We start from the raw sequence: 21608 nt of genomic DNA, 5'->3' as shown, positions 1-21608 counted from the left end.
TTGGTTGCCAGAGATGCCGGAAATTGCGGCATTTACAAGTGGGACCGGCTGGAAGAATGTGGCGCAGAATTTGACGGAGCCACGCATTTATGACGCCCGACGCCCTTAAGAACTTTGTAGAGGCCATTCCTTTGCCGTCTGTATATGTCGGCCCGGATGAACGGGTGGCTGTGTTGAACACACCGGGAATCGCGTTGTTCGGAGATTCGTCCATTGGCCGGCACTATGTGACCGCCCTGCGGAACCCGGCCCTGCTGGACAGTGTCGAGGAAAGCCTGCGTTTGGGGCAAAGCCGGCGCACGCGCTATTTGACCACGGATATGAACCGTGAAGCGACCTATGACGTGCGTTGTTCCCCCGTTACTGTCGAAGGGCAGGGCGGCGCGCTGTTGTGTTTTGAGGATATCTCGGCCCGGGAACAGGCGGAACAGATCCGCCGCGACTTCGTCGCCAATGTCAGCCACGAACTGAAAACGCCGCTGACCGCGGTTTTGGGGTTCATTGAAACCATTCGTGGTCCGGCCAAGGACGATGCCGAGGCGCGTGATCGGTTCCTTGAAATCATGAGCCGCGAGGCCGAAAGGATGAACCGGTTGGTCCGGGACCTGCTGTCGCTCAGCCGGGTGGAAAGCGACGAGAGGGTGCGCCCGGCGGAACGGGTGGACCTGGTGTCGCTGGTGCAATCTGCGGTGCTGACATTGCGGCCATTTGCAGACGAGAACGCCGTGGAGATCATCGTGGAAGGGGACGATGCACCGATCTTTGCGCCGGGTGATTCCGACCAGCTGACGCAGGTGTTCACCAACCTGATCGAAAACGGGGTCAAATACGGCGCTTCGGGCAAGACGGTGCGAATCGAGATTTCCGCCTCGGAACGCGAGATGGCGTTTCGCGGGCCGGGTATACGCATAGATGTTGTGGACCAGGGCGAGGGAATCGATCCGGTGCATATTCCGCGACTCACCGAGCGATTCTATCGCGTGGATGGCCACCGTTCGCGTGAAATGGGTGGGACGGGGCTGGGCCTTGCCATTGTGAAGCACATTATTAACCGCCACAGGGGCCGTTTTCGTATCGAAAGCATACCCGGAAAGGGCAGCCGATTTTCCGTCATGTTGCCAGTGCGTTAACGGTTTCGTGAGGCCTCGACAACTTTAGCGGGTTGTCTAGAGCTGTCATAAAATTGTGCATGTCATGAAACTGTTACAAAATCTACACAAAAGCATTGTTGAGCGTGAATACCACGGCCCCGAGGTTGCGACCTAACAGCAACCGCGACATAGACATCAGGAGCTCTAAATGTCCTTTGTGAAACTGACCGCCTCTGCTCTGGCGATCGCTGCCGTTTCGGCCACCACTGCTGCTGCACGTGACAACGTACAGGTTGCCGGTTCGTCGACCGTTCTGCCTTACGCTTCGATCGTTGCTGAAGCTTTCGGCGAAAACACCGACTTCCCGACCCCCGTTGTTGAATCGGGCGGTTCGTCGGCTGGCCTGAAGCGCTTCTGCCAGGGTGTTGGCGAAGAGCACACCGACGTGGCAAACGCCTCGCGTAAAATCCGCGAAAAAGAAATCAAAGCTTGCGCCGAAAACGGTGTGACCGACATCATCGAAGTTCGCATCGGTTATGACGGCATCGTATTCGCCAGCCAGATCGACGGCCCGGCCTACACCGCCTTCACCCCGTCGGACATCTTCAACGCTCTGGCCCCCAAAGTCATCGTTGACGGCGCTCTGGTTGACAACCCTTACAAGCAGTGGGCTGACTTCAACGCTGACCTGCCTGCTTCGGACATCCTGGCCTTCATCCCGGGCACCAAGCACGGTACCCGCGAAGTTTTCGAAGAAAAAGTTGTTGCGGCTGGCTGTGAAGCCACTGGCGCTTTCGAAGCTATGATGGCTGCTGGCATGTCGGAAGACGACGCTGAAGATGCTTGCCTGGAAGTTGCTTCGGACGGCCGCGCTGTAGACATCGACGGTGACTACACCGAGACCCTGGCTTCGATCGACGCCAACGCAAACGGCATCGGCGTATTTGGCCTGGCCTTCTACGAAAACAACACCGACAAGCTGAAAGTGGCTACCATGTCGGGCGTTTCGCCTTCGACCGAAACCATCGCCACCGGTGAGTACCCTGTTTCGCGTCCGCTGTTCTTCTACGTGAAGAAAGCACACATCGGCGTTATCCCTGGCCTGAAAGAATACGCTCAGTTCTTCATCTCGGACGAACTGGCTGGCCCGACCGGCCCGCTGGCACAGTATGGTCTGGTTTCGGACCCCGAGCTGGCCGCTACTCAGTCGGCTATCGCTGCTGAAGAGACCATGAACTAAGCCAACCGGCTTACGGTTTAGGGTGGGAGCGGCGCTGGACGTCGCTCCCACTCAACGTCTGAACAAACTTAACCTCCCGGGGGCCACATGCCGCTATTCTGGCTTGTACTGATCGTTCTTGCGATCGCTATGGTCGGCTATGTGTTGGGACGCTCGCGCGCGATGAGCGGAGCCGACAACGACAGCCGAAACCTACATTCGCTACCGTCATATTACGGATCGAACGTTGCACTGAAGGCGGCCGTACCTGGGTTGCTGTTGCTGGTTGCTTGGCTGATTGCACAGCCATTCTATGTCAACAACGTTGTGTCGGGCATGATCCCCGACAGTGAAATTTCCGAAGGTTCGTCGCGCGGGCTGGTACTGGCCGAGGTGCGCCGTACCGCCGAGGGGCTGAGCCTTGCGGTAGATAACGGCGCGATGGACGAAGACTTCGCCCGTAACGCGCGCGCCGATTTTGCCGATGTGACCTCGCGCCTGAAAGACGCCGGGGCTATCGTGACCTCGGACATCACCCAAACGGTGCTGCGGGCCGCGCAAAGCTATCGCGTGATGACGATCAACGGCCATAACCTGATGGCCATCATCGTGATCCTGATCACAATTGCAGGGGCGGCGTGGGGCTGGCGCGAAACGCATCGTGACTTCCGGGCCCGCAACGTGGTGGAAACCGGCATCCGGGCGCTGCTGGTTGCGGCCGCGTCGATCGCGATCCTGACCACGATCGGCATTGTGCTGTCGCTGGTCTTCAACACCATCGAGTTTTTCCGCCTTTACCCCGCGCTGGACTTTTTCTTTGGCGTCGAGTGGGCGCCCAGCTTCTCGGGCCGGGGTGGTTCGTCGGAACTGGGTGTTCTGCCGCTGTTGTGGGGCACGTTCTACATCTCGATCGTTGCGCTGGCCGTGGCTGTGCCGATTGGCCTTTTCGCCGCGATCTACCTGTCGGAATACGCCTCGCCGCGCACGCGCGCCTTTGCGAAGCCGACGCTTGAGGTTCTGGCTGGTATCCCGACCATCGTTTACGGTCTGTTTGCCCTGCTGACGGTTGGCCCGGTTCTGGTCGGCATCTTCGGCGAGGGCGGTGCGCTTGGCGTGTCTTGGCAGGCCGGTGGCCGCGCGGTGATCACCGCGGGTCTGGTCATGGGCATCATGCTGATCCCCTTTGTCAGCTCGCTGTCTGACGACATCATCAACGCGGTTCCGCAAGCCATGCGCGACGGCTCGTTCGGTCTGGGCGCAACCCAGTCCGAGACCATCAAGCAGGTGGTTCTGCCGGCTGCACTGCCGGGCATCGTGGGTGCGATCCTGCTGGCCGCGTCGCGCGCCATCGGTGAAACCATGATCGTGGTGCTGGGGGCAGGGGCGGCGGCCAAGCTGAACCTTAGCCCGTTCGAGGCCATGACCACGGTGACCGCGAAGATCGTGTCGCAGCTGACGGGTGACAGCGACTTTGCCTCGCCCGAAGCCCTTGTGGCCTTTGCCTTGGGCATGACCCTTTTCGTGATCACGCTGGCGCTGAACTTTGTCGCGCTTTACATCGTCCGCAAATACCGGGAGCAGTATGACTGATGGCTGACGCAAACATGAATGCGGGCGCCACGCCCCACGTCAAGACGTCGCTGACCGCACCCGATGCGCGGACACGCAAACGCAACGCCGCCGAGAAACGGTTCCGTGCCTATGGCATCATCGCGGTTCTAATCGGTCTGACCTTCCTGGTTATCCTGGCCACTACGATCATCCGGTCGGGCCTGCCGGCGTTTACGAAAACCATCGTCAGCGTTGACTTTACCCTGACACAGGAAGAGTTCGACGCGGCCGAGAAAGAGCTGTTCAAGACGAAGGCTTATCAGGGCTATTTCAACACGGCCCTCAAGGGTCAGATCGAGGAACGCGGTCTGGATGTTGAGTTTGACGAGGCCGCGATTGAGCGGATCCTGGGCAAAACCGGTGGCGACATCCGGTCGTTTTACCGGGAAAACCCCGATCAGCTGGGCCAGCCGGTGGCGTTTGAACTGGCGGCATCGTCGAGGGTTGACGGCTATTTCAACGGCCGCGTGACGCGCGAAACGCTGCAGGACAGCCGGTTCCTGCAACTGACCGATCTGGACCTCGTGGACGCCATGTTCGAGGCCGAGATCATCAAGTCGGCCTTTAACTGGAGCTTTATCACCGGTGCAGATTCGGGTGTGGACAACCCCGGCGGTGCCGGGATTGGCGCCTCGGTTGTGGGCTCGTTCTTCATGATGCTGGTTGTGCTGGGCCTGTCGCTGCCCATCGGTGTGGCCGCGTCGATCTATCTGGAAGAGTTCGCGCCGCAGAACCGCATCACCGACCTGATCGAGGTGAACATCTCGAACCTGGCTGCGGTACCGTCGATCGTGTTCGGTATCCTTGGTCTGGCCGTGTTCATCCAGTTCATGCACCTGCCGCAATCGGCACCTCTGGTGGGTGGTCTGGTTCTGACACTGATGACCCTGCCGACGATCATCATCTCGACCCGCGCCGCGCTGAAAGCGGTGCCGCCCAGCATCCGTGATGCCGCACTTGGGGTCGGGGCGTCGAAAATGCAGGCGGTGTTCCACCACGTGCTGCCGCTGGCCATGCCGGGCATCCTGACGGGCACCATCATCGGTCTGGCGCAAGCACTGGGTGAAACCGCGCCGCTGTTGCTGATCGGCATGGTGGGCTTTGTGGCCCGGGGTTACCCCGAGGGCGTTCTGTCGGGCTTTACCGAGCCGAACTCGGCCATGCCGGCGCAGATCTACACCTGGGCCGCGCGGGCGGATGCCGGATTTTACGAAAAGGCCTGGGGTGGTATCATCATCCTGCTGGTCTTCCTTCTGACTATGAACATCATTGCCATTATCCTGCGCCGCAGGTTTGAGCGTCGCTGGTAAGGAGCCGCACCAATGAACGATATGCGAATTGTGGAACGTGACGTGGAAAACAAAACGAACAAGATCTCGGCCCGCGGTTGCCAGGTTTATTATGGCGACGCCCACGCGATCAAAGACGTGGACGTTGACATCGAAGACAAGACGGTAACCGCCTTTATCGGCCCGTCGGGTTGCGGCAAGTCGACCTTCCTGCGCTGCCTGAACCGGATGAACGACACGATCGACATCTGCCGGGTCGAGGGTGACATCCTGCTGGATGGCGAAGACATCTATGACGCACAGGTGGATCCGGTGCAGCTGCGCGCCAAGGTGGGCATGGTGTTCCAGAAACCCAACCCGTTCCCCAAATCGATCTATGACAACATCGCCTATGGCCCGCGTATTCACGGGCTGGCCAAGTCCAAGGCCGATCTGGACGAGATCGTTGAAAAGTCGCTGCGTCGCGGTGCGATCTGGGACGAGGTCAAGGACCGTCTGGACAAGCCGGGCACCGGCCTGTCGGGTGGTCAGCAGCAGCGGTTGTGCATCGCGCGTGCGGTTGCGACCGAGCCTGAGGTTCTGCTGATGGACGAGCCGTGCTCGGCCCTGGACCCAATTGCAACGGCACAGGTTGAAGAACTGATCGACGAGCTGCGCGAAAGCTATTCGGTGGTGATCGTGACCCACTCGATGCAGCAGGCCGCGCGTGTCAGCCAGAAAACCGCGTTCTTCCACCTGGGTAACCTGGTTGAATTTGGCGAAACCGGCCAGATCTTCACCAACCCCAAGGACCCGCGCACCGAAAGCTATATCACAGGACGGATCGGATAAACCCATGACCATGAGCGACCAGCATATCGTTGCCTCTTTTGACCGCGATCTTGAGGCCATTCAGGCGCTTATTATGAAGATGGGCGGTCTGGTTGAGGCTGCGATTCTGGACGCTGCCAAGTCGCTGGAAACCCGTGACGAGGAGCTGGCCGAACGCGTGCGTCGCAACGACCGCGCCATCGACGAGCTGGAAGAGCGCGTGAACGAGGAATGCGCCCGCGTGCTGGCCCTGCGCCAGCCGCAGGCGACCGACCTGCGCACCGTTCTGACCGTGATGAAGATCTCGGCCAACCTCGAGCGCGTGGGCGATTACGCCAAGAACATGGCCAAGCGCACCTCGGTTCTGGTGCAGATGGCACCGATCGAAGGCACGTCGGGTGCCATGCGCCGCATGGCCAAGGCGGTTGAGACGATGATGAAGGACGTGCTGGACAGCTATATTCAGCGCGATGCCGAAATGGCCCGCGACGTGCGCCTGCGCGACCAAGAGGTCGACCAGATGTATAATGCCCTGTTCCGCCAGTTCCTGACCTTCATGATGGAAGACCCGCGCAATATCACGGCCTGTATGCATCTGCATTTCATCGCCAAGAATATCGAGCGGATGGGCGACCATGTCACGTCGATCGCCGAACAGGTGATCTATCTGGCCACGGGTGAAATGCCCGATGACAGCCGCCCAAAGGATGACCGCACACCTTATGATAAAACCGGAGCAAGCTGATGTCTGGGACCGAAAAACCAGCCGTTCTTGTTGTAGAAGACGAACCCGCACAGCGCGAAGTTCTGGCCTATAACCTCGAGGCCGAAGGGTTCGACGTGTCGAAGGCGGAAAACGGCGAAGAGGCGCTGTTGCTGGTCGACGAGATGGCACCCGACATCATCGTGCTGGACTGGATGCTGCCCAATGTTTCGGGCATCGAAGTGTGCCGCCGTCTGAAAACCCGGTCCGATACACGCAACGTGCCGATCATCATGCTGTCGGCCCGGTCAGAAGAGGTGGACCGCGTGCGCGGCCTGGAGACCGGCGCGGACGACTATGTGGTCAAACCCTATTCCGTGGTGGAACTGATGGCGCGTGTACGGGCGCAATTGCGGCGCACGCGCCCGGCCTCGGTCGGCGAGCAGCTGGAATTCGAAGATATCGTTCTGGATGCAGAAACCCATAAGGTTTTCCGCAACGAACAGCTGCTAAAGCTGGGTCCGACCGAGTTTCGCCTGCTGAGCACCTTCATGGAGAAACCGGGCCGTGTCTGGAGCCGTGAACAGCTTCTTGACCGGGTCTGGGGGCGCGATATCTATGTAGATACGCGGACGGTGGACGTACATATCGGTCGTTTGCGCAAAGCGCTTTGTCAGTTTGGCGGGGTGGACCCGGTTCGCACAGTGCGCGGCGCAGGCTACGCATTGGGCTAAGCCGCGGACCCCTCGCGTTCAAGAGGGGTCGACATGTCGGATACCGCCGGTCTGAATATCATAAATCTGCAGGTTCGGGCCGACGAGGTTCTGGACTATGACAAGGGTCAACCGGGAACTCTGATAGACCCGGAAACCGGCGAATTGTTCCGGCGTATGTCCGACCAGAACAAAGCGACCGACAAGAAATACTATCTGTGGCACTCCGAGTTTCAGACCCTGCCGATGGGACTGGGCAATTTTGACCGACATGCCCAGAATTACGCCGAAGGTTTGAAGGCGACGCTGGGTCAGACCGAAATCAACACCCTGCGCCTGCCGTTCAACGAATACAGTTTCGACGAAACCGGCGCCCTGCATTCGCGGTACGAAACCTTCCTGCGGGAGGTTACCGTGGGGGACGGACAGTTTGACGTCATTTTTGGTTATTTCGGTGGTGACGCGCAGCGGTTCGGCGGTGGCTACGATCCCGACAAAACCGCGCAGCAGATTTTCGATGCGCTGGAAGGTCCGATTTATAATGGAATTTCAGATGGTTGGACGCTTCTTCTAAACTGGCTTGATCACCCCGAAAACGCGGCTGTGCGGGAAGCAGTTGTTGGGGCAGAGATCGTGAATGAACCTGCAACCTATCTGCGGGCCGGTGTGCGGTCTGAAACGCAGGAGGGGGAGGATGCTGCCCTCGTTCTGTACGCGCAGCACATGGTTGCCTTGGGCCAGATGATTGACGCCCGAATCGACACACCTATCCTTGTGGGGGGCTATGCGTTTTCGGCGCAGTTCAAACCCTTTGCCGAGGTCATGGTGGATGACCGCAGCGTGCTGAACTATATCCGCGATGGGCTGGGCGAGGATCTGATCTGGTCGTCGCATTTCTATCCGAAGTGGCAGGGTGGCAAGCAGGCAAGACGCGTCGAAGACATGCATGCAGTGTTCGAGGACGTCTATGGCGTACTGGAAGACGACAATATCCTTGTGACCGAAACCAACGTGCAAGGCATTGGCGCAATCAATTGGAGCGGTGTGGACCAGAACCAGGCGCTGTTTGCCGAAGCGATGGACTGGTTCACGGATAACGGCATCGGGATCGCCTGGTTTCCCGGCGCGCAGACCGGGGCGTCGCACCTGATGTCCTATAACAACGATGGCGCCCCTACGATCAGCCACCCGCCCAGTTTGGCGATTGCCCTGAATGTCTACTCGGCCGACGAAGCGCCGCAGGCCCATGCCGGGGATCAACAGGTAGATGCCTGGCAATTGGCTTTGCGCAATATGCGCAACGAGGATCTGAGCATTGACGCCAATGGCGATGGGTTTGCCGAGAGCCGGGGGGGCGACAGGGTGTACGAGGCCGATGGCACGATGGCCGGGTTCGCCTTTGGTTATGGCGGGGCCGATAATGTGCGCGGGGCCGAAAGCATCGACTTCCTTTATGGCGGCACGGGTGCCGACCGGGTCGAGGGGGCCGGTGCCGGGGATTTCCTTTTTGGTCAGGCGGGCGACGACGTTCTTTTGGGGCAGGCGGGGCCAGACAAGTTGTTTGGGGGGCCGGGCGACGACCTGTTGTCGGGTGGCACGGGCGCAAACCAGCTGCATGGTGGTAACGGCGCCGATCTGTTCCAAATCGCAACCGGCGGGCAGGATGTCATCACCGATTTTGACGCGTCCGAAGGGGACCGGGTAGAGATCAACGGCGATGCAATGACATTGGCCCAAATCGCCAGCGTTGCACAGGTGGTGGATGCCGACATTGAAGGGCACGGCAATGATCTGCTGCTGGAGGTTGCAGGTGCCCGTGTCCTGATCCTGGACAGCCATCAGAGCGCCGTTGAAACGGTCTATGCGGGTGATGGGGACGATCTGCTGGAACCCGCAGGTGGGACGTCTGCTTATGGTGATCAGGTACGGGCCGGTGCCGGGGATGACAAGGTTCTGAGCGGTGACGGGCCGGATGTTGTCTTTGGCCAAGCGGGCAATGACTGGCTGGAAGGGGGCGGTGACGACGATATCCTTTCCGGCGGCGCGGGCGATGATCGGATCGAAGGCGAGGGGGACGATGATGTCATTTTGGGCGGTGACGGCAAGGACAGCTTGCGCGGCGGAGCCGGCAATGACGTGCTGATCGACGGCCCCGGGCTGGACGATATGGAGGGCGGTATCGGGGCCGATGTCTTTGTCGTGACTGTCGGAGACGGCGAACGGGACCGGATCAAAGATTTTCGTCCATCTGATGGCGATCTGATTGATCTTGGCCACTGGGGCGCGATGCCCGATTTGCAGCCCTTTACCAAGAAGAGTGTCGAGGTTCCGGGCACATGGCTGGTCACGCTGGGCAACGAAGCGTTGATGGTAGAGGTTAAGGGGCAGGGGCAAAATGAACCACGCCCGCTGGAACCGCGGGATTTCACCTTTGCGGCGACGGACTATGTTCTGGGAACGGATGACAGCGAACGCTTGTCGGGCGGCTCTGGTGCCGATGGAATGCTGGGCCTAGCAGCCGCGGATTTGTTTGTGGTGGGGCCGGCCGATACTGTGCTGGATTTCGAGGCTGGTCTGGACCGGATCGATGTCAGCGGGATGGCCAGCAGCTTCGATCAGCTGGTGATTGTGGGTAAAGACGGGGCATTTACCATCCGGGCCGGCGCGCAAAGTTTTGCGGTCACTTTGCATCCGACAAACTTGCAAGCAGAGCTTAGCGCGATTGACTTTGTGTTTTGACCTTTGCGCATTGCGCAAATGCAAACCGACACGACTGCGCACAATGCTTTTTCTAGTTGGCGATTTGCAGGAAGGGGCTGCCGTGTTGAGATGGGCAAATTACCTATAATAAGTATTATGTAAATAAAAGTACAAGGTAAGACGGGGAAACCCTGCTCAAAATTCCCCGCGTTTACCCAGCGTCAGGGTATGGAATTCCCGACTGGGTTGATGCAACACTGCGATTCATGACGGTGAACTTTGCAAATATCGACAACCTGACGATCCCTGCAATGCACGAAGCAACGGCTGCGCAGGTTCTTGAGACAATCGAGGACATCATCGCAGCCGACGCAATTGAAGACACGTGGGCTTGTCTCACAGAATTCTGCGCGCAAATGGGGTTCCCGCGCTTGTTCTATGGGTTCACCAATTTCCGCACCGAACAAAGCTTTGGCGCCGCTGAAGATTTCCTTTTGCTGTCAAATGCTTGCGAACGCTACGTGAAACCATTTGTCGAAGGCGAAATGTTTCGCAAAGCACCGATGGTGCGCTGGGCAAACACCCATACCGGCGTGCAGTCGTGGCAAATGATTGCCGATGAAATTGCGCAAGGCAAACTGACAGACGAAGAGTTGAGCGTTGTTGCGTTCAATAAAGAACACGGTGTAACCTCTGGATATACAATAAGTTTTCAGGAGAACAGCACGCGGAACCGTGGTGCACTGGCGTTTATTGGTCCCAAAGGTGCGGCCCAGAGTGTGGCCGACGAGATCTGGGCGCTTCACGGACGCGTGTTGCAAATGGTGGCGAATGTTGCGCATTTGAAGATTACCCGCCTGCCCCATTACGGCACCCGTCGTCACCTGACAGAGCGGCAGCGTGAAGTGTTGGCCTGGGTTGGCGACGGCAAAACCAACCAGGATATCGCCACGATCCTTGGGCTGACATCTGCCACCGTGGAAAAGCACCTGCGCCTTGCGCGCGAAGTGCTGGATGTTGAAACCACAGCGCAGGCCGTGCTGAAAGCTGCCGTCCAAAATCAAATTTTCGCGATTAAGCCTTGAAATCACTGAAAGGTAGGGATTCCCGCACTGGCCCGAAATGGGCCAGTTTGGCAATTTGTCGACGTTCCATGAGTGGTGGCGTTGGCCTGGGAACTTACCAGAAGCGGATAGGTCGTAATTTCGATCATGAGGCTTTTGTCCGGTTATCCGGAATGCCAGCCCGTCGGTTTATATTCAATCGATGTGCTGGCGCCTGTTTCGTGTCTGTTCCTCATCCCCAGTGAAAACTGACACAAAAGGAAAACGGTGCGGATTTCTCCGCACCGTTTTCTGTTTTTCAACGATGTCGCCGGGGCTGATTAGCCCTGAGCTGCCTTGGCAACTTCTGCTGCGAAATCTTCTTCTTTCTTCTCGATCCCCTCGCCCACTTCAAGGCGCACGAAACCGCTCACTTCAACGCCAGCCTCTTCGGCGGCTTTGCCAACGGTCAGGTCGGGGTTCACCACGAAGGCCTGGTTCAGCAGCGTGATCTCGGCGGCGAATTTCTTCATCCGGCCAACAATCATCTTCTCGATCACGGCCTCGGGCTTGCCCGATTCCTTGGCGATGTCGATCTGAACCTGACGCTCTTTCTCGACCACGGCCGGGTCCAGGTCAGCTTCGCTCAGCGCGGCAGGGTTGGTTGCGGCAATGTGCATAGCAACCTGTTTGCCGAAGGCTTCGTTTTCGCCCGACAGCGCAACCAGCACGCCGATCTTGCCCATGCCAGCGGCAGCAGCGTTGTGCACGTAGGACACAACCTGCGCGCCCTCAACCGACGCCATGCGGCGCAGGGTCATGTTCTCGCCGATGGTGGCGATCTTGTCGGTCAGGGTGTCGGCAACCGATTTGCCATTCAGATCGGCAGCGGCCAGACCTTCCACATCCGACACGCCCAGGGCAACAGTGGCAAAGCCAGAAACCATTTCCTGGAACTCGGCGTTTTTGCCAACGAAGTCAGTTTCCGAGTTCACCTCGACAGCAACACCTTTGCCGCCATCAACAGCGACGGCCACCAGGCCCTCGGCAGCGGTGCGGCCCGATTTCTTGGCAGCCTTGGCCAGGCCTTTGGTGCGCAGCCAGTCAACGGCGGCTTCCATGTCGCCATCGGTCTCGGTCAGCGCTTTCTTTGCGTCCATCATGCCTGCGCCGGTGCTGTCGCGCAGTTCTTTCACCATAGCTGCGGTGATTGCCATCTTGGCTCTCCTCAAACGGGTCTAAACGGGTATCCCAGCCGCGGACCTATCCGCAGCCGGTATCAATTCTGTGACAGCGAGGCGATCAGGCCTCGGCAGGTGCCTCGGCAGCTTCGCCTTCAGCAGCGGCTTCACCTTCTTCGGCAACCAGAACCTCTTCCAGCGGAGCTTCTTCAAACTCGCCCAGATCAACGCCAGCGGCGTCCAGCTGTGCCGACATACCGTCCAGCGCAGCGCGGCTGGCCAGATCACAGTAAAGACCAATGGCGCGCGACGCGTCATCGTTGCCCGGGATGATGAAATCCACACCATCCGGCGAACAGTTGGTGTCAACGACGGCCACAACCGGGATGCCCAGTTTCTTGGCTTCGGCGATGGCCAGGTCTTCTTTTTTAACGTCGATCACGAACAGCAGGTCCGGTACGCCGCCCATTTCGCGGATGCCGCCCAGCGAGGCCTGCAGTTTCGCCTGCTCACGCTCCATGCCCAGACGCTCTTTCTTGGTCAGGCCTTCGGCGCCCGATTCCAGCTGTTCGTCAATGGCTTTCAGACGCTGGATCGACTGCGAAACAGTTTTCCAGTTGGTCAGCGTGCCACCCAGCCAGCGGTGGTTCATGTAGTATTGCGCGCAACGCTCAGCTGCATCGGCAATCGGGCTTTGCGCCTGACGCTTGGTGCCAACGAACAGGATGCGGCCGCCACGGGCAGCAACTTCGCGTACAGCATTCAGGGCCGCGTCCAGCATGGGAACGGTCTGCGTCAGGTCCATGATGTGGATGCCGTTGCGTTCGCCATAGATGAACTCGCCCATGCGGGGGTTCCAGCGTTGGGTCTGGTGACCAAAGTGAACACCAGCTTCCAACAGCTGGCGAATCGAGAATTCAGGGAGCGCCATGTCCAATATCCTTTTCCGGTTTGCGCCTGGGCGAAGCCATCAGGGAACGGGTCCCAACCGGCGGACGTCAGGGGATGTCTCTCCCATCGGCCCAAGCTTCGCCTGTGAAGTGCCGCGCGTTTACGCCATTGATGCAGGGGATGCAACCCCCTGCCCCACGGATGGCGCTTGATTTCTGTTTCGGCGCTGCCAATGTGGCACCAGCAACGGAGAATGCCCATGGACCTGCCCGAATTCATCACCAACCAGCCGCTTTTGGATATCCCGTTTCCGCCTGACGTGGTCGAAGCTTATGCAATCAAGGGGGCGCATGGCATGGCGGTGTTTTTTGTTTTTCACAAGGCCATGGAATTGCCACCACATTCGCACAAGGGCCAGTGGGGCACCGTGCTGGAAGGCGAATTGACGCTGACCATTGGTGGGGAAACCCGCATCTATCGTCCCGGCGAAAGCTACAACATCCCCTCAGGTGTCGAGCATTCCGCAGTCGCGCCGGCAGGCTTGAAGGTGATCGACGTGTTTGAAGAGCCCGACCGCTATCCGCTTAAGGGTTGATCTGGCCTTGCATCATCCGATGGCGCGCGCCTAATAGGCGGTATGAACCAGACGAAACCAGACATTCTGGCGATCGGATCGGTCCTGTGGGACGTGATCGGGCGCGCCACGACGCCGCTGGATATCGGCTCGGACGTGCCGGGTCGGATCATCCGCATTCCTGGTGGCGTGGCGATGAACATTGCCATGACCCTGCGCCGGTTTGGCCTGATCCCGGCAGTGCTGAGTGCCGTGGGCCGCGATGCCGAGGGGGACGAATTGGTGGCCGAAACCCGGCGGCTGGGGCTGGTGACGGATTACCTTTATCGCTCGGACGATCTGCCGACCGACCGATACATGGCCGTCGAGGGGGCCAATGGCCTGATCGCGGCCATTGCCGACGCCCATTCGCTTGAGGCCGCCGGCGCCAAGATCCTGACCCCACTGGAAGATGGCAGATTGGGCAGTGCCGCGGCGCCGTATGACGGGGCCATCGCGCTGGATGGCAATCTGACCACAGCGTTGTTGCGCGACATTGCCCAAAGCCCGGTATTTGCTGCCGCCGATCTGCGCGTTGCCCCCGCCTCGCCCGGCAAGGCGGAACGACTGGTGCCGCTGCTGGACCATCCTCGCGCGACGATCTATCTGAACCGGGGCGAGGCCGAGTTGATCTGTCTGGACCGTTTCGAAAGCTCGGCCAAGGCGGCAGACGCGCTGATCGCGCGGGGCGCGGCGCGGGTTCTGGTGACCGATGGCGGAAACCCCGCCACGCTGGCCACGCAGGACAAGACCCTGACGCGCACGCCGCGTGCGGTCATGGTGACGCGTGTTACCGGTGCCGGTGACACGTTCATGGCCGCCCATATTGCCGCCGAACTGCGCGGCGAAGACGACACCCAAGCGCTGGATACCGCCCTTGAGGCCGCCGCGCGTTACGTGACCGGAGAACACCCGCAATGAACCTGACTCTTTCGCCCGAGGTTGCCGAGGCCCGCGCCCAGGGCCGTGCCCTTGTGGCGCTAGAAAGCACGATCATCACCCACGGCATGCCCTATCCGCAGAACCTGGAAACCGCCCGCAAGGTCGAGGCTCAGGTGCGTGCCAAGGGTGCGGTTCCCGCCACGATTGCGGTGCTGAACGGCGATGTCTGCGTCGGGCTGACCGATGACCAACTGTCCGAATTGGCACAAGCCAAGGACGTGATGAAGGTCAGCCGCGCCGACATCGCGGTCTGTGTGGCGCAAGGTGCCACTGGCGCTACAACCGTGGCTGCCACGATGATCTGCGCGCATCTGGCCGGGATTTCGGTGTTTGCTACGGGCGGCATTGGCGGGGTGCATCGCGGGGCCGAGGACAGTTTTGACATCTCGGCGGACCTGCGCGAATTTTCCCTGACGCCGGTCACGGTGGTCTGCGCAGGTGCCAAGGCCATCTTGGACCTTCCGAAAACGCTGGAAGTTCTGGAAACATTGGGCGCGCCGGTCATTGGCTATGGCTGCGACAGTCTGCCTGCCTTCTGGTCGCGCGGCTCGGACCTGCCTGTGCCGCTGCGCGCCGACAGCGCCGCCCAGATCGCCGCGGCGCACAAAACGCGTGCTGCCATGGGGCTGGACGGTGGTCAGGTCGTCGCCAATCCGATCCCGGTATCAGCAGAGATCCCGGCCGCCGAAATCAACCCGATCATCGAAACCGCGCTGGCCGAGGCTGACGCGCAAGGCATCGCCGCAAAGGACGTAACGCCCTTTCTGCTGCAACGCATTTTCGAGCTGACCGAGGGCCGGTCATTGGCGTCCAACATCGAGCTTGTTCTGAACAACGCCCGACTGGCCGCGGAGATTGCCCAAGAATTAACCAAATGACCCACGAAATTCACCCAGTAGGTGGTGCGGATATTGTTTAACCCCGGCGCGCGGTCTACATAGCCATCAAGATGACGCAAGGTCCACATAACATGTTCGAACAAGAGCACCCTGAGCCCAAGCGCCGCGGCAGTTTGCTGGGCTGGTTGCGCAGTTCGTTCCTGACCGGATTGGTTGTGATTGCGCCGATCGGTCTGACGATCTGGTTGATCTGGACCGTTGTGGGCTGGATCGACGGATTTGTCCTGCCGTTGGTTCCAGACCAGTTTCAGCCGGACATCCTGATCCGCAATTGGCTGGGGATCGAGTTTCAGCCCGGTCCCGACGGCGTGGTATCGCCCACGTCGATCCGCGGCATTGGCGTGGTTGTCTTCCTGATCTTCACGCTGTTGGTTGGCTGGACCGCCAAGGGCTATATGGGCCGCTCGCTGCTGCGATTTGCCGAAAGCGTTGTCCAAGGCATTCCGGTTGTGCGCTCTATCTATAGCGGCGTCAAACAGATCGCCGAGACGGTGTTCAACCAGGCGGATACGTCATTCGAAAAAGCCTGTCTGATCCAGTATCCGCGCGAGGGTATCTGGGCCATCGGGTTTATCTCGACCGATGCCAAGGGCGAGGTGCGCGACAAAGGCGGAGCGCCGGGCGATCACCTGATTTCGGTCTTTGTGCCGACCACGCCCAACCCAACATCGGGCTTTTTGCTGTTCTTCCCGGAACGCGATGTAATCCCGCTGGACATGTCCGTGGAAGATGCCGCGAAACTGGTGATCTCGGCGGGGTTGGTTTATCCCAACAATACGCCTGCTGCGCAGGCGGCGGAATAACCACCCCCATGATTGGTGCAGCGGTCACGGGCTATTTCACGGCCTTTTCCCTGATCCTGGCAATTGGTGCGCAGAACGCCTTTGTTCTGCGTCAGGGGCTGTTGCGGGCGCATGTATTTGCCATTTGCCTTTTCTGTGCGGTCAGTGACGCGGTGTTGATTGCCGCCGGAGTCGCGGGTTTTGGTGCAATGGTCGAGGCCGCGCCGTGGCTGCCCCTTGTCATGAGCCTGGGCGGTGCGGCGTTTCTGATCGTATATGGCGCGATGCGGTTTCGCGCTGCATGGGTGGGGGATTATGCAATGGTACTGGAAGGCAAATCCATGGCGTTGATCCCTGCCCTTGCCACCTGCGCGGCCTTCACATGGCTGAATCCCCACGTCTACCTGGATACGCTGGGCCTTGTGGGCGCGGTAAGTACGGGGTTTGAACCGGGGCCGCAGAAATGGGTTTTTGGCATTGCGGCCATTTGCGCCTCGTTCACCTTTTTCTTCGCGCTGGGATACGGCGCGCGGCTGTTGGGCCCTGTCATGCAAAGTGTCGCGACATGGCGGCGGCTGGACGCGGGCATTGGCGTGGTGATGTGGCTGATCGCGGCCAAACTGATCTGGCCGCTGATCTGACATAGCGCACAGACGACCTGTTTGTCTGGCGCCTACGAAAACATCTCGTGCAGATCAATCGAGTCGCGCTGGCCGACATTGTCGATATCACCCCGCAGGAACCGATCAGCCGCGCGTATTCCGGCGGCGTGCATGTCATGGATCACCAAGGGCGTCGGCACCATTTTGGTGGCTACTGACAGGTCATTCATAAGGTCGTCATCGGCAATCATGTGGATCAGCACGTTCTTCATCGTGCCCGGCGCCAACCGCCCGTCTGCCAACAGCTCTTTGACGAAATTGATCGCCCTAAGCTCTCGCAGAAGCGACGAGTTGAAACTGATCTCGTTGATCCTGTTCTGAATCTGCTGCGGTGTGACCGGCAACGCCTCGCGATGCAGGGGGTTGATATTCACGATAACGATGTCGTCGGGCAAATGCGGCTCGAACAGAGGGAACAGCGCCGGGTTGCCGGTGTAACCGCCATCCCAGTACGCCTCGGTCCGGCCGGTTTCGGGGTCGTCGATTTCAATGGCTTGATAAAGGGTCGGCAGGCAGGCCGACGCGAGGATCGCATCAATGGTGATATCACCTTCGCGAAAAACCTTGATCTTGCCAGTACGCACATTGGTGGCCCCGATGGAAAAGTCCGGCCCCTGAGTGGAGCACAGCGTTTCACAATAAAGCTCTTTTACGATCTTTTCCAACGGGTTGTAGTGCAAAGATCCAGCGAAATAGGGGCTGGACATGCGGCTGAGAAGATCCGCGAATTGAAAACCCGGCGAATGTTCGATCATGTGAGAAATGGCGGCGGTCGGCGGGGCCCATAAACGCATGAATTCCATCAACGCGTCATTGTCGATGGCCCCGATTTCCCCCCAAAGCCAATCCAGCAGCTCGCGCGCCAAATCCGGCCCACCCTTGATCAGGCCGCTTTTCACGGCTGCGCCGTTCATCGCGCCGGCCGAAGTGCCGGACAGCCCGGCAATCTCCAGCTCGGGTTCCTGCAACAGCCGATCCAGCACCCCCCAGGTAAAGGCGCCATGTGCGCCCCCACCCTGCAGGGCCAGGTTGATCTTTTTGCGCTCAGCCATCGCCGTTTGAGGACTTGTAGGCATCCAGCAGGTCGGTCACCTTGATCCCATCGATCGTCATGTCCGTGACATTGGCCCGCGTGATCGCCAGCCCGGCCAGATTAGCCGCATCGATGGTGACCCCGGACATATTCACGTCGTGGAACGCGGCGTTCGACAGGTTGGCATTGTTCACCACCAGCCCCTTGGCATTCACGTCATCCAGTTTTGCATCCATCAGGTGGCTGTCCGTGATGGCCGCCCCTTTCAGGCTGACGCGCGAAAAGGTCGAACCGCACAGAAACATGTTGTCGATGTTCAGCACATCACGCTTTGCGTCTTCGCTCATAGCGCGGTCCATCCGCCATCGACACTGATCGTTGTGCCGGTGATCTGCGCGGCGGCGTCCGAGCACAGGAAGATGCAAGTGCCGCCCAGCTGCTCGACCGTTGCGAATTCCTTGGACGGCTGGCGCGCCAGCAGCACGTCGCGCACCACCGTCTCGCGGTCCATGTCGTATTCTTTCATCGTGTCGGGGATCTGCGCCTCGACCAGCGGGGTCAGCACGTAGCCGGGGCAAACGGCGTTGGCGGTGATCGGTTCCTCGGCGGTTTCCAGCGCCACAACCTTGGTCATGCCCACAACGCCGTGCTTGGCGGCCACGTAGGCCGATTTGAAGGGCGACGCCGTCAGCCCGTGCGCCGAGGCGATATTGACCACCCGGCCCCAGCCCGCGGCCCGCATCAGCGGCAGCGCGGCGGCGGTGGTGTGAAAGGCCGAGTTCATGTTGATCGCGATGATGGCGTCCCATTTCTCGGTCGGGAAGGTGTCGATCGGGTCGACATTCTGAATGCCCGCGTTGTTCACAAGGATGTCGCAAACACCGGCCTTTTCGATCAGCGCGCGGCACTCGTCGCCTTTGGACATATCGGCCTTGATATATCGCGCCTCGACGCCAAATTCGGTGGCGATCTCGGCCGCCAGAGCGTGGTCTTCGTCGCGGTCGGTGAACGAGTTCAAAACGACATTCGCGCCAGCCTTGGCCAGTTCGCGCGCAACGCCCAACCCGATGCCCGAGTTCGATCCCGTGATGACGGCGGTCTTTCCATTCAACGACATGTCTTGCCCTTCTCCCTCACCCGGTTGCCGGGTCCAATCACTTCGCAGCTGCAGCATAGAGATGTGGTTTCAGAATGCGAGTGCAAGTTTCTTTGCGGGTGATTCTTGCGGAAAAGTGATCAGGGTGCGCGTTCGCCAGATGCCCAAAAAAAACGCCGGCACGAAGCCGGCGTTAAGTTATTGAGGCAGGTTTCATACAGGCAAGAAACCTATCGAGCAGTGCCCCTCTTATACGCAAAAGGTTGCCGGCATCCAAGCTAAAAGTTTGAAAAGCTTGGATCACCCGCCTACGCTGAGGAGTAACGAAAACAGGGATCCGAGGGATTGTTTCAGATATGAGACCAGATTATTTCACCTCTTGGCGAAATGCCGGCGCAGCGTTGGCAGTGATTCTGAGCGGGGTTCAGGCAAACGCCGAACCCAAGCATGGCATTGCTATGTATGGCGAACCGGCATTGCCACCGGATTTTGTGTCTTTGCCTTATGCAAACCCCGATGCACCAAAGGGTGGAAAGATCGTTACCGGCGAAACCGGCAGCTTCGACAGCCTGAACCCGCACATCTCCAAAGGTCGTGTTCCGTGGCAATTGCGGTTCCTGGCTTATGAAAGCCTGATGGGCCGCAGCTATGACGAACCCTTCACGCTTTACGGTCTTTTGGCCGAATCGATTGAGACCGGACCGAATCGCGAATGGGTGGAATTCACCCTGCGCGAAGAGGCCAAGTTCTCGGATGGCACACCCGTCACCGTCGAAGATGTTCTGTGGAGCTATGAGACCCTGGGCACAATTGGCCACCCGCGTTATCGCGGCACCTGGTCGAAAGTAGCCAGCGCCGAGCAGACCGGCCCGCGCAGCGTGAAATTCACCTTTAACGTCGATGACCGCGAGCTGGCGCTGATCATGGGCATGCGCCCGATCCTGAAAAAGGCGCAGTGGGACAGCGTGCCGTTCGACGAAAGCGGCACCGATAATATTCCAATCTCGTCAGCGCCCTACGTGATCACCGAATTCAAGGCCGGCCGGTTCGTGGAACTGACCCGCAATCCCGATTACTGGGGCAACGATATCGGGTTTCGCCGCGGCACCAACAATATCGATACGGTGCGGATGGAGTTCTTTGCCGATGGCGACGCGATGTTCGAGGCCTTCAAGGCCGGTATCCTAACCTCGCATCGCGAGACCAATGCGGCGAAATGGGCCACCAGCTTTGACTTTCCGGCCATTCGCGACGGCGACGTGGTGAAATCCGAGATTAAACACGCGCGCCCGTCCGGGATGCGTGGCTATGTGTTCAACACCCGGCGCGAAATCTTTGCCGATTGGCGCGTCCGTTCGGCCCTGATTCACGCGTTCAACTATGAATTCATCAGCAAGGCCATCAATGCCGATGGCCAGCCCCGCGTGGCATCTTATTTCTCGAACTCGGTTCTGGGTATGTCGGATGGTCCCGCCGAAGGCCGCGTGCGTGAATTCCTGGAGCCCTTTGCCGGCGAATTGCTGCCCGGCGCGTTGGATGGCTATGCCCTGCCCGTTTCGGATGGCGGTCTGGATAACCGCCGCAACCTGCGCAAGGCCATTGGCCTGTTGTCCGACGCTGGCTGGACCATCGGTGATGACGGCGTTCTACGCAATGCCGATGGCAAGGACTTTGCGTTCGAGATATTGCTGAGTGTTGGTTCCGGCGAGACCGAGAAGACCATGGATATCTATGTGGAGGCGCTGAAACGGCTGGGCATCGCGGCCACCATCGTCAAAGTCGACGGCGCCGAATACAAGGCCAGGACCGAAGAGTATGACTATGACATGATCTATTACGCTTGGGGCCTGTCGCTGAGCCCGGGCAACGAGCAATACCGTTATTGGGGCGCCGATGGCGTGACCGAGCCGGGGTCGCGCAACCGGATGGGCATGAACTCACCCGCCGCCGAGGCCATGATCAACGAAATGCTGAACGCCGCCAGCCACGACGATTTCCTGGCCGCCGTGCACGCGCTGGACCGGATCCTGACCACCGGGCGCTACGTGATCCCGGTCTGGTTCAGCCCGGTTTCGACCCTTGCCCACGCCAAGGAACTGCACTATCCGGACACAATCCCGGCCTATGGTGACTGGATCGGTTTCCAGCCGGATGTCTGGTGGTATGCGGAGGACTAGATGCGCGTTTTGCTTGGGGCACTGGCCCTGTTGGCCCTGACAGGCTGCAGCACGGTCGAGGGGATCGGCGAGGATATCTCGGCCGGGGCCCGCACGGTGCGCGACGCCCTCTGAGGGGGCACGGAACAATCAAACGGGGCGCCCAGCATGGCG

General features: G+C 59.6%; 21 protein-coding genes. 16 read left to right on the top strand and 5 right to left on the bottom strand.

The features are described 5' to 3' along the window. Nucleotides 1-89 precede the first annotated feature (89 nt). From ACMU_RS06065 to ACMU_RS06025, 9 genes are all read left to right on the top strand, one after another. The gene (locus ACMU_RS06065) at nt 90-1130 is read left to right on the top strand and encodes a sensor histidine kinase (RefSeq protein WP_035257193.1); all 1041 of its coding nucleotides are present in this window, start codon (nt 90-92) and stop codon (nt 1128-1130) included. A 169-nt stretch (nt 1131-1299) separates the two neighbouring features. Beyond that, nucleotides 1300-2331: a substrate-binding domain-containing protein gene (locus ACMU_RS06060; protein ID WP_035257190.1), complete on the top strand. Its 1032-nt coding sequence runs from the start codon at nt 1300-1302 to the stop codon at nt 2329-2331. An 87-nt stretch (nt 2332-2418) separates the two neighbouring features. Beyond that, a complete protein-coding gene (pstC, locus tag ACMU_RS06055) occupies nt 2419-3900 on the top strand; it encodes a phosphate ABC transporter permease subunit PstC (RefSeq protein ID WP_035257188.1) in 1482 nt (493 codons plus the stop codon). Then, nucleotides 3900-5231, top strand: coding sequence for a phosphate ABC transporter permease PstA (gene pstA / locus ACMU_RS06050; RefSeq protein ID WP_035257186.1), 1332 nt, complete (start codon nt 3900-3902; stop codon nt 5229-5231). The genes pstC and pstA overlap by 1 nt, the downstream gene beginning before the upstream one ends. A gap of 12 nt (nt 5232-5243) precedes the next feature. Next, nucleotides 5244-6041 (top strand): phosphate ABC transporter ATP-binding protein PstB, encoded by a 798-nt coding sequence (gene pstB / locus ACMU_RS06045; protein ID WP_035257184.1) that lies wholly within the window; start codon nt 5244-5246, stop codon nt 6039-6041. Nucleotides 6042-6051: 10 nt separating this feature from the next. Next, complete coding sequence (gene phoU, locus ACMU_RS06040; protein ID WP_035257182.1) at nt 6052-6765, top strand: phosphate signaling complex protein PhoU; 714 nt, start codon at nt 6052-6054, stop codon at nt 6763-6765. Next, nucleotides 6765-7457, top strand: coding sequence for a phosphate regulon transcriptional regulator PhoB (gene phoB, locus ACMU_RS06035; protein ID WP_035257180.1), 693 nt, complete (start codon nt 6765-6767; stop codon nt 7455-7457). The genes phoU and phoB overlap by 1 nt, the downstream gene beginning before the upstream one ends. A gap of 33 nt (nt 7458-7490) precedes the next feature. Further along, on the top strand, nt 7491-10175 hold the full coding sequence (locus ACMU_RS18655; protein ID WP_051588024.1) for a calcium-binding protein: 2685 nt from the start codon (nt 7491-7493) through the stop codon (nt 10173-10175). A 227-nt stretch (nt 10176-10402) separates the two neighbouring features. Then, nucleotides 10403-11221 carry an autoinducer binding domain-containing protein gene (locus tag ACMU_RS06025; RefSeq protein ID WP_236626204.1) on the top strand — a complete coding sequence of 273 codons (819 nt, stop codon included), beginning with the start codon at nt 10403-10405 and terminating at the stop codon, nt 11219-11221. Between the two features lie 299 nt (nt 11222-11520). On the opposite strand, the gene tsf is transcribed toward ACMU_RS06025, so the two are convergent. Continuing rightward, nucleotides 11521-12396, bottom strand: a complete 876-nt coding sequence (tsf, locus tag ACMU_RS06020; protein WP_035257179.1) for a translation elongation factor Ts — start codon at nt 12394-12396, stop codon at nt 11521-11523. Nucleotides 12397-12481: 85 nt separating this feature from the next. After that, nucleotides 12482-13291: a 30S ribosomal protein S2 gene (gene rpsB / locus ACMU_RS06015; RefSeq protein ID WP_035257176.1), complete on the bottom strand. Its 810-nt coding sequence runs from the start codon at nt 13289-13291 to the stop codon at nt 12482-12484. 219 nt (nt 13292-13510) lie between these two features. Between rpsB and ACMU_RS06010 the strand changes: the two genes are divergently transcribed. From ACMU_RS06010 to ACMU_RS05990, 5 genes are all read left to right on the top strand, one after another. Beyond that, nucleotides 13511-13846 carry a cupin domain-containing protein gene (locus ACMU_RS06010; RefSeq protein WP_035257617.1) on the top strand — a complete coding sequence of 112 codons (336 nt, stop codon included), beginning with the start codon at nt 13511-13513 and terminating at the stop codon, nt 13844-13846. Nucleotides 13847-13888: 42 nt separating this feature from the next. Then, entirely contained in the window at nt 13889-14785 is an 897-nt protein-coding gene (locus ACMU_RS06005) for a PfkB family carbohydrate kinase (protein ID WP_035257173.1), read from the top strand. After that, a complete protein-coding gene (locus ACMU_RS06000; RefSeq protein WP_035257172.1) occupies nt 14782-15684 on the top strand; it encodes a pseudouridine-5'-phosphate glycosidase in 903 nt (300 codons plus the stop codon). The genes ACMU_RS06005 and ACMU_RS06000 overlap by 4 nt, the downstream gene beginning before the upstream one ends. A 71-nt stretch (nt 15685-15755) precedes the next feature. Next, complete coding sequence (locus tag ACMU_RS05995; RefSeq protein ID WP_407636989.1) at nt 15756-16508, top strand: DUF502 domain-containing protein; 753 nt, start codon at nt 15756-15758, stop codon at nt 16506-16508. An 8-nt stretch (nt 16509-16516) separates the two neighbouring features. After that, a complete protein-coding gene (locus ACMU_RS05990; RefSeq protein ID WP_152544526.1) occupies nt 16517-17128 on the top strand; it encodes a LysE/ArgO family amino acid transporter in 612 nt (203 codons plus the stop codon). A gap of 32 nt (nt 17129-17160) precedes the next feature. Here the strand turns inward: ACMU_RS05990 and ACMU_RS05985 are convergent, their stop codons facing one another. From ACMU_RS05985 to ACMU_RS05975, 3 genes are read right to left on the bottom strand one after another with little or no spacing between them, the layout of a single operon-like run. Further along, nucleotides 17161-18201 carry a patatin-like phospholipase family protein gene (locus ACMU_RS05985; RefSeq protein WP_035257170.1) on the bottom strand — a complete coding sequence of 347 codons (1041 nt, stop codon included), beginning with the start codon at nt 18199-18201 and terminating at the stop codon, nt 17161-17163. Next, nucleotides 18194-18529, bottom strand: coding sequence for a pentapeptide repeat-containing protein (locus tag ACMU_RS05980; RefSeq protein WP_051588021.1), 336 nt, complete (start codon nt 18527-18529; stop codon nt 18194-18196). Before ACMU_RS05980 ends, ACMU_RS05985 begins: the two co-directional genes overlap by 8 nt. Next, entirely contained in the window at nt 18526-19299 is a 774-nt protein-coding gene (locus ACMU_RS05975; protein WP_035257169.1) for a 3-hydroxybutyrate dehydrogenase, read from the bottom strand. The genes ACMU_RS05980 and ACMU_RS05975 overlap by 4 nt, the downstream gene beginning before the upstream one ends. Nucleotides 19300-19634: 335 nt before the next feature. Between ACMU_RS05975 and ACMU_RS05970 the strand changes: the two genes are divergently transcribed. After that, the gene (locus ACMU_RS05970) at nt 19635-21455 is read left to right on the top strand and encodes an extracellular solute-binding protein (RefSeq protein WP_035257167.1); all 1821 of its coding nucleotides are present in this window, start codon (nt 19635-19637) and stop codon (nt 21453-21455) included. Then, the gene (locus ACMU_RS19620) at nt 21456-21569 is read left to right on the top strand and encodes an entericidin, EcnA/B family (RefSeq protein WP_201769871.1); all 114 of its coding nucleotides are present in this window, start codon (nt 21456-21458) and stop codon (nt 21567-21569) included. Nucleotides 21570-21608: the final 39 nt, after the last annotated feature.

The sequence above is a fragment of the Actibacterium mucosum KCTC 23349 genome (assembly GCF_000647975.1).
Taxonomy (GTDB): Bacteria; Pseudomonadota; Alphaproteobacteria; order Rhodobacterales; family Rhodobacteraceae; genus Actibacterium; species Actibacterium mucosum.
This window is presented reverse-complemented; position numbering and strand designations above follow the sequence as displayed.

What these genes read in the sequence shown, in the direction of transcription:
- ACMU_RS06065 (WP_035257193.1), top strand. Translation starts at nt 90, where the DNA reads ATGACGCCCGACGCCCTTAAGAACTTTGTAGAGGCCATTCCTTTGCCG.
- ACMU_RS06060 (WP_035257190.1), top strand. Translation starts at nt 1,300, where the DNA reads ATGTCCTTTGTGAAACTGACCGCCTCTGCTCTGGCGATCGCTGCCGTT.
- pstC (WP_035257188.1), top strand. Translation starts at nt 2,419, where the DNA reads ATGCCGCTATTCTGGCTTGTACTGATCGTTCTTGCGATCGCTATGGTC.
- pstA (WP_035257186.1), top strand. Translation starts at nt 3,900, where the DNA reads ATGGCTGACGCAAACATGAATGCGGGCGCCACGCCCCACGTCAAGACG.
- pstB (WP_035257184.1), top strand. Translation starts at nt 5,244, where the DNA reads ATGAACGATATGCGAATTGTGGAACGTGACGTGGAAAACAAAACGAAC.
- phoU (WP_035257182.1), top strand. Translation starts at nt 6,052, where the DNA reads ATGAGCGACCAGCATATCGTTGCCTCTTTTGACCGCGATCTTGAGGCC.
- phoB (WP_035257180.1), top strand. Translation starts at nt 6,765, where the DNA reads ATGTCTGGGACCGAAAAACCAGCCGTTCTTGTTGTAGAAGACGAACCC.
- ACMU_RS18655 (WP_051588024.1), top strand. Translation starts at nt 7,491, where the DNA reads ATGTCGGATACCGCCGGTCTGAATATCATAAATCTGCAGGTTCGGGCC.
- ACMU_RS06025 (WP_236626204.1), top strand. Translation starts at nt 10,403, where the DNA reads ATGACGGTGAACTTTGCAAATATCGACAACCTGACGATCCCTGCAATG.
- tsf (WP_035257179.1), bottom strand. Translation starts at nt 12,396, where the DNA reads ATGGCAATCACCGCAGCTATGGTGAAAGAACTGCGCGACAGCACCGGC.
- rpsB (WP_035257176.1), bottom strand. Translation starts at nt 13,291, where the DNA reads ATGGCGCTCCCTGAATTCTCGATTCGCCAGCTGTTGGAAGCTGGTGTT.
- ACMU_RS06010 (WP_035257617.1), top strand. Translation starts at nt 13,511, where the DNA reads ATGGACCTGCCCGAATTCATCACCAACCAGCCGCTTTTGGATATCCCG.
- ACMU_RS06005 (WP_035257173.1), top strand. Translation starts at nt 13,889, where the DNA reads ATGAACCAGACGAAACCAGACATTCTGGCGATCGGATCGGTCCTGTGG.
- ACMU_RS06000 (WP_035257172.1), top strand. Translation starts at nt 14,782, where the DNA reads ATGAACCTGACTCTTTCGCCCGAGGTTGCCGAGGCCCGCGCCCAGGGC.
- ACMU_RS05995 (WP_407636989.1), top strand. Translation starts at nt 15,756, where the DNA reads ATGACGCAAGGTCCACATAACATGTTCGAACAAGAGCACCCTGAGCCC.
- ACMU_RS05990 (WP_152544526.1), top strand. Translation starts at nt 16,517, where the DNA reads ATGATTGGTGCAGCGGTCACGGGCTATTTCACGGCCTTTTCCCTGATC.
- ACMU_RS05985 (WP_035257170.1), bottom strand. Translation starts at nt 18,201, where the DNA reads ATGGCTGAGCGCAAAAAGATCAACCTGGCCCTGCAGGGTGGGGGCGCA.
- ACMU_RS05980 (WP_051588021.1), bottom strand. Translation starts at nt 18,529, where the DNA reads ATGAGCGAAGACGCAAAGCGTGATGTGCTGAACATCGACAACATGTTT.
- ACMU_RS05975 (WP_035257169.1), bottom strand. Translation starts at nt 19,299, where the DNA reads ATGTCGTTGAATGGAAAGACCGCCGTCATCACGGGATCGAACTCGGGC.
- ACMU_RS05970 (WP_035257167.1), top strand. Translation starts at nt 19,635, where the DNA reads ATGAGACCAGATTATTTCACCTCTTGGCGAAATGCCGGCGCAGCGTTG.
- ACMU_RS19620 (WP_201769871.1), top strand. Translation starts at nt 21,456, where the DNA reads ATGCGCGTTTTGCTTGGGGCACTGGCCCTGTTGGCCCTGACAGGCTGC.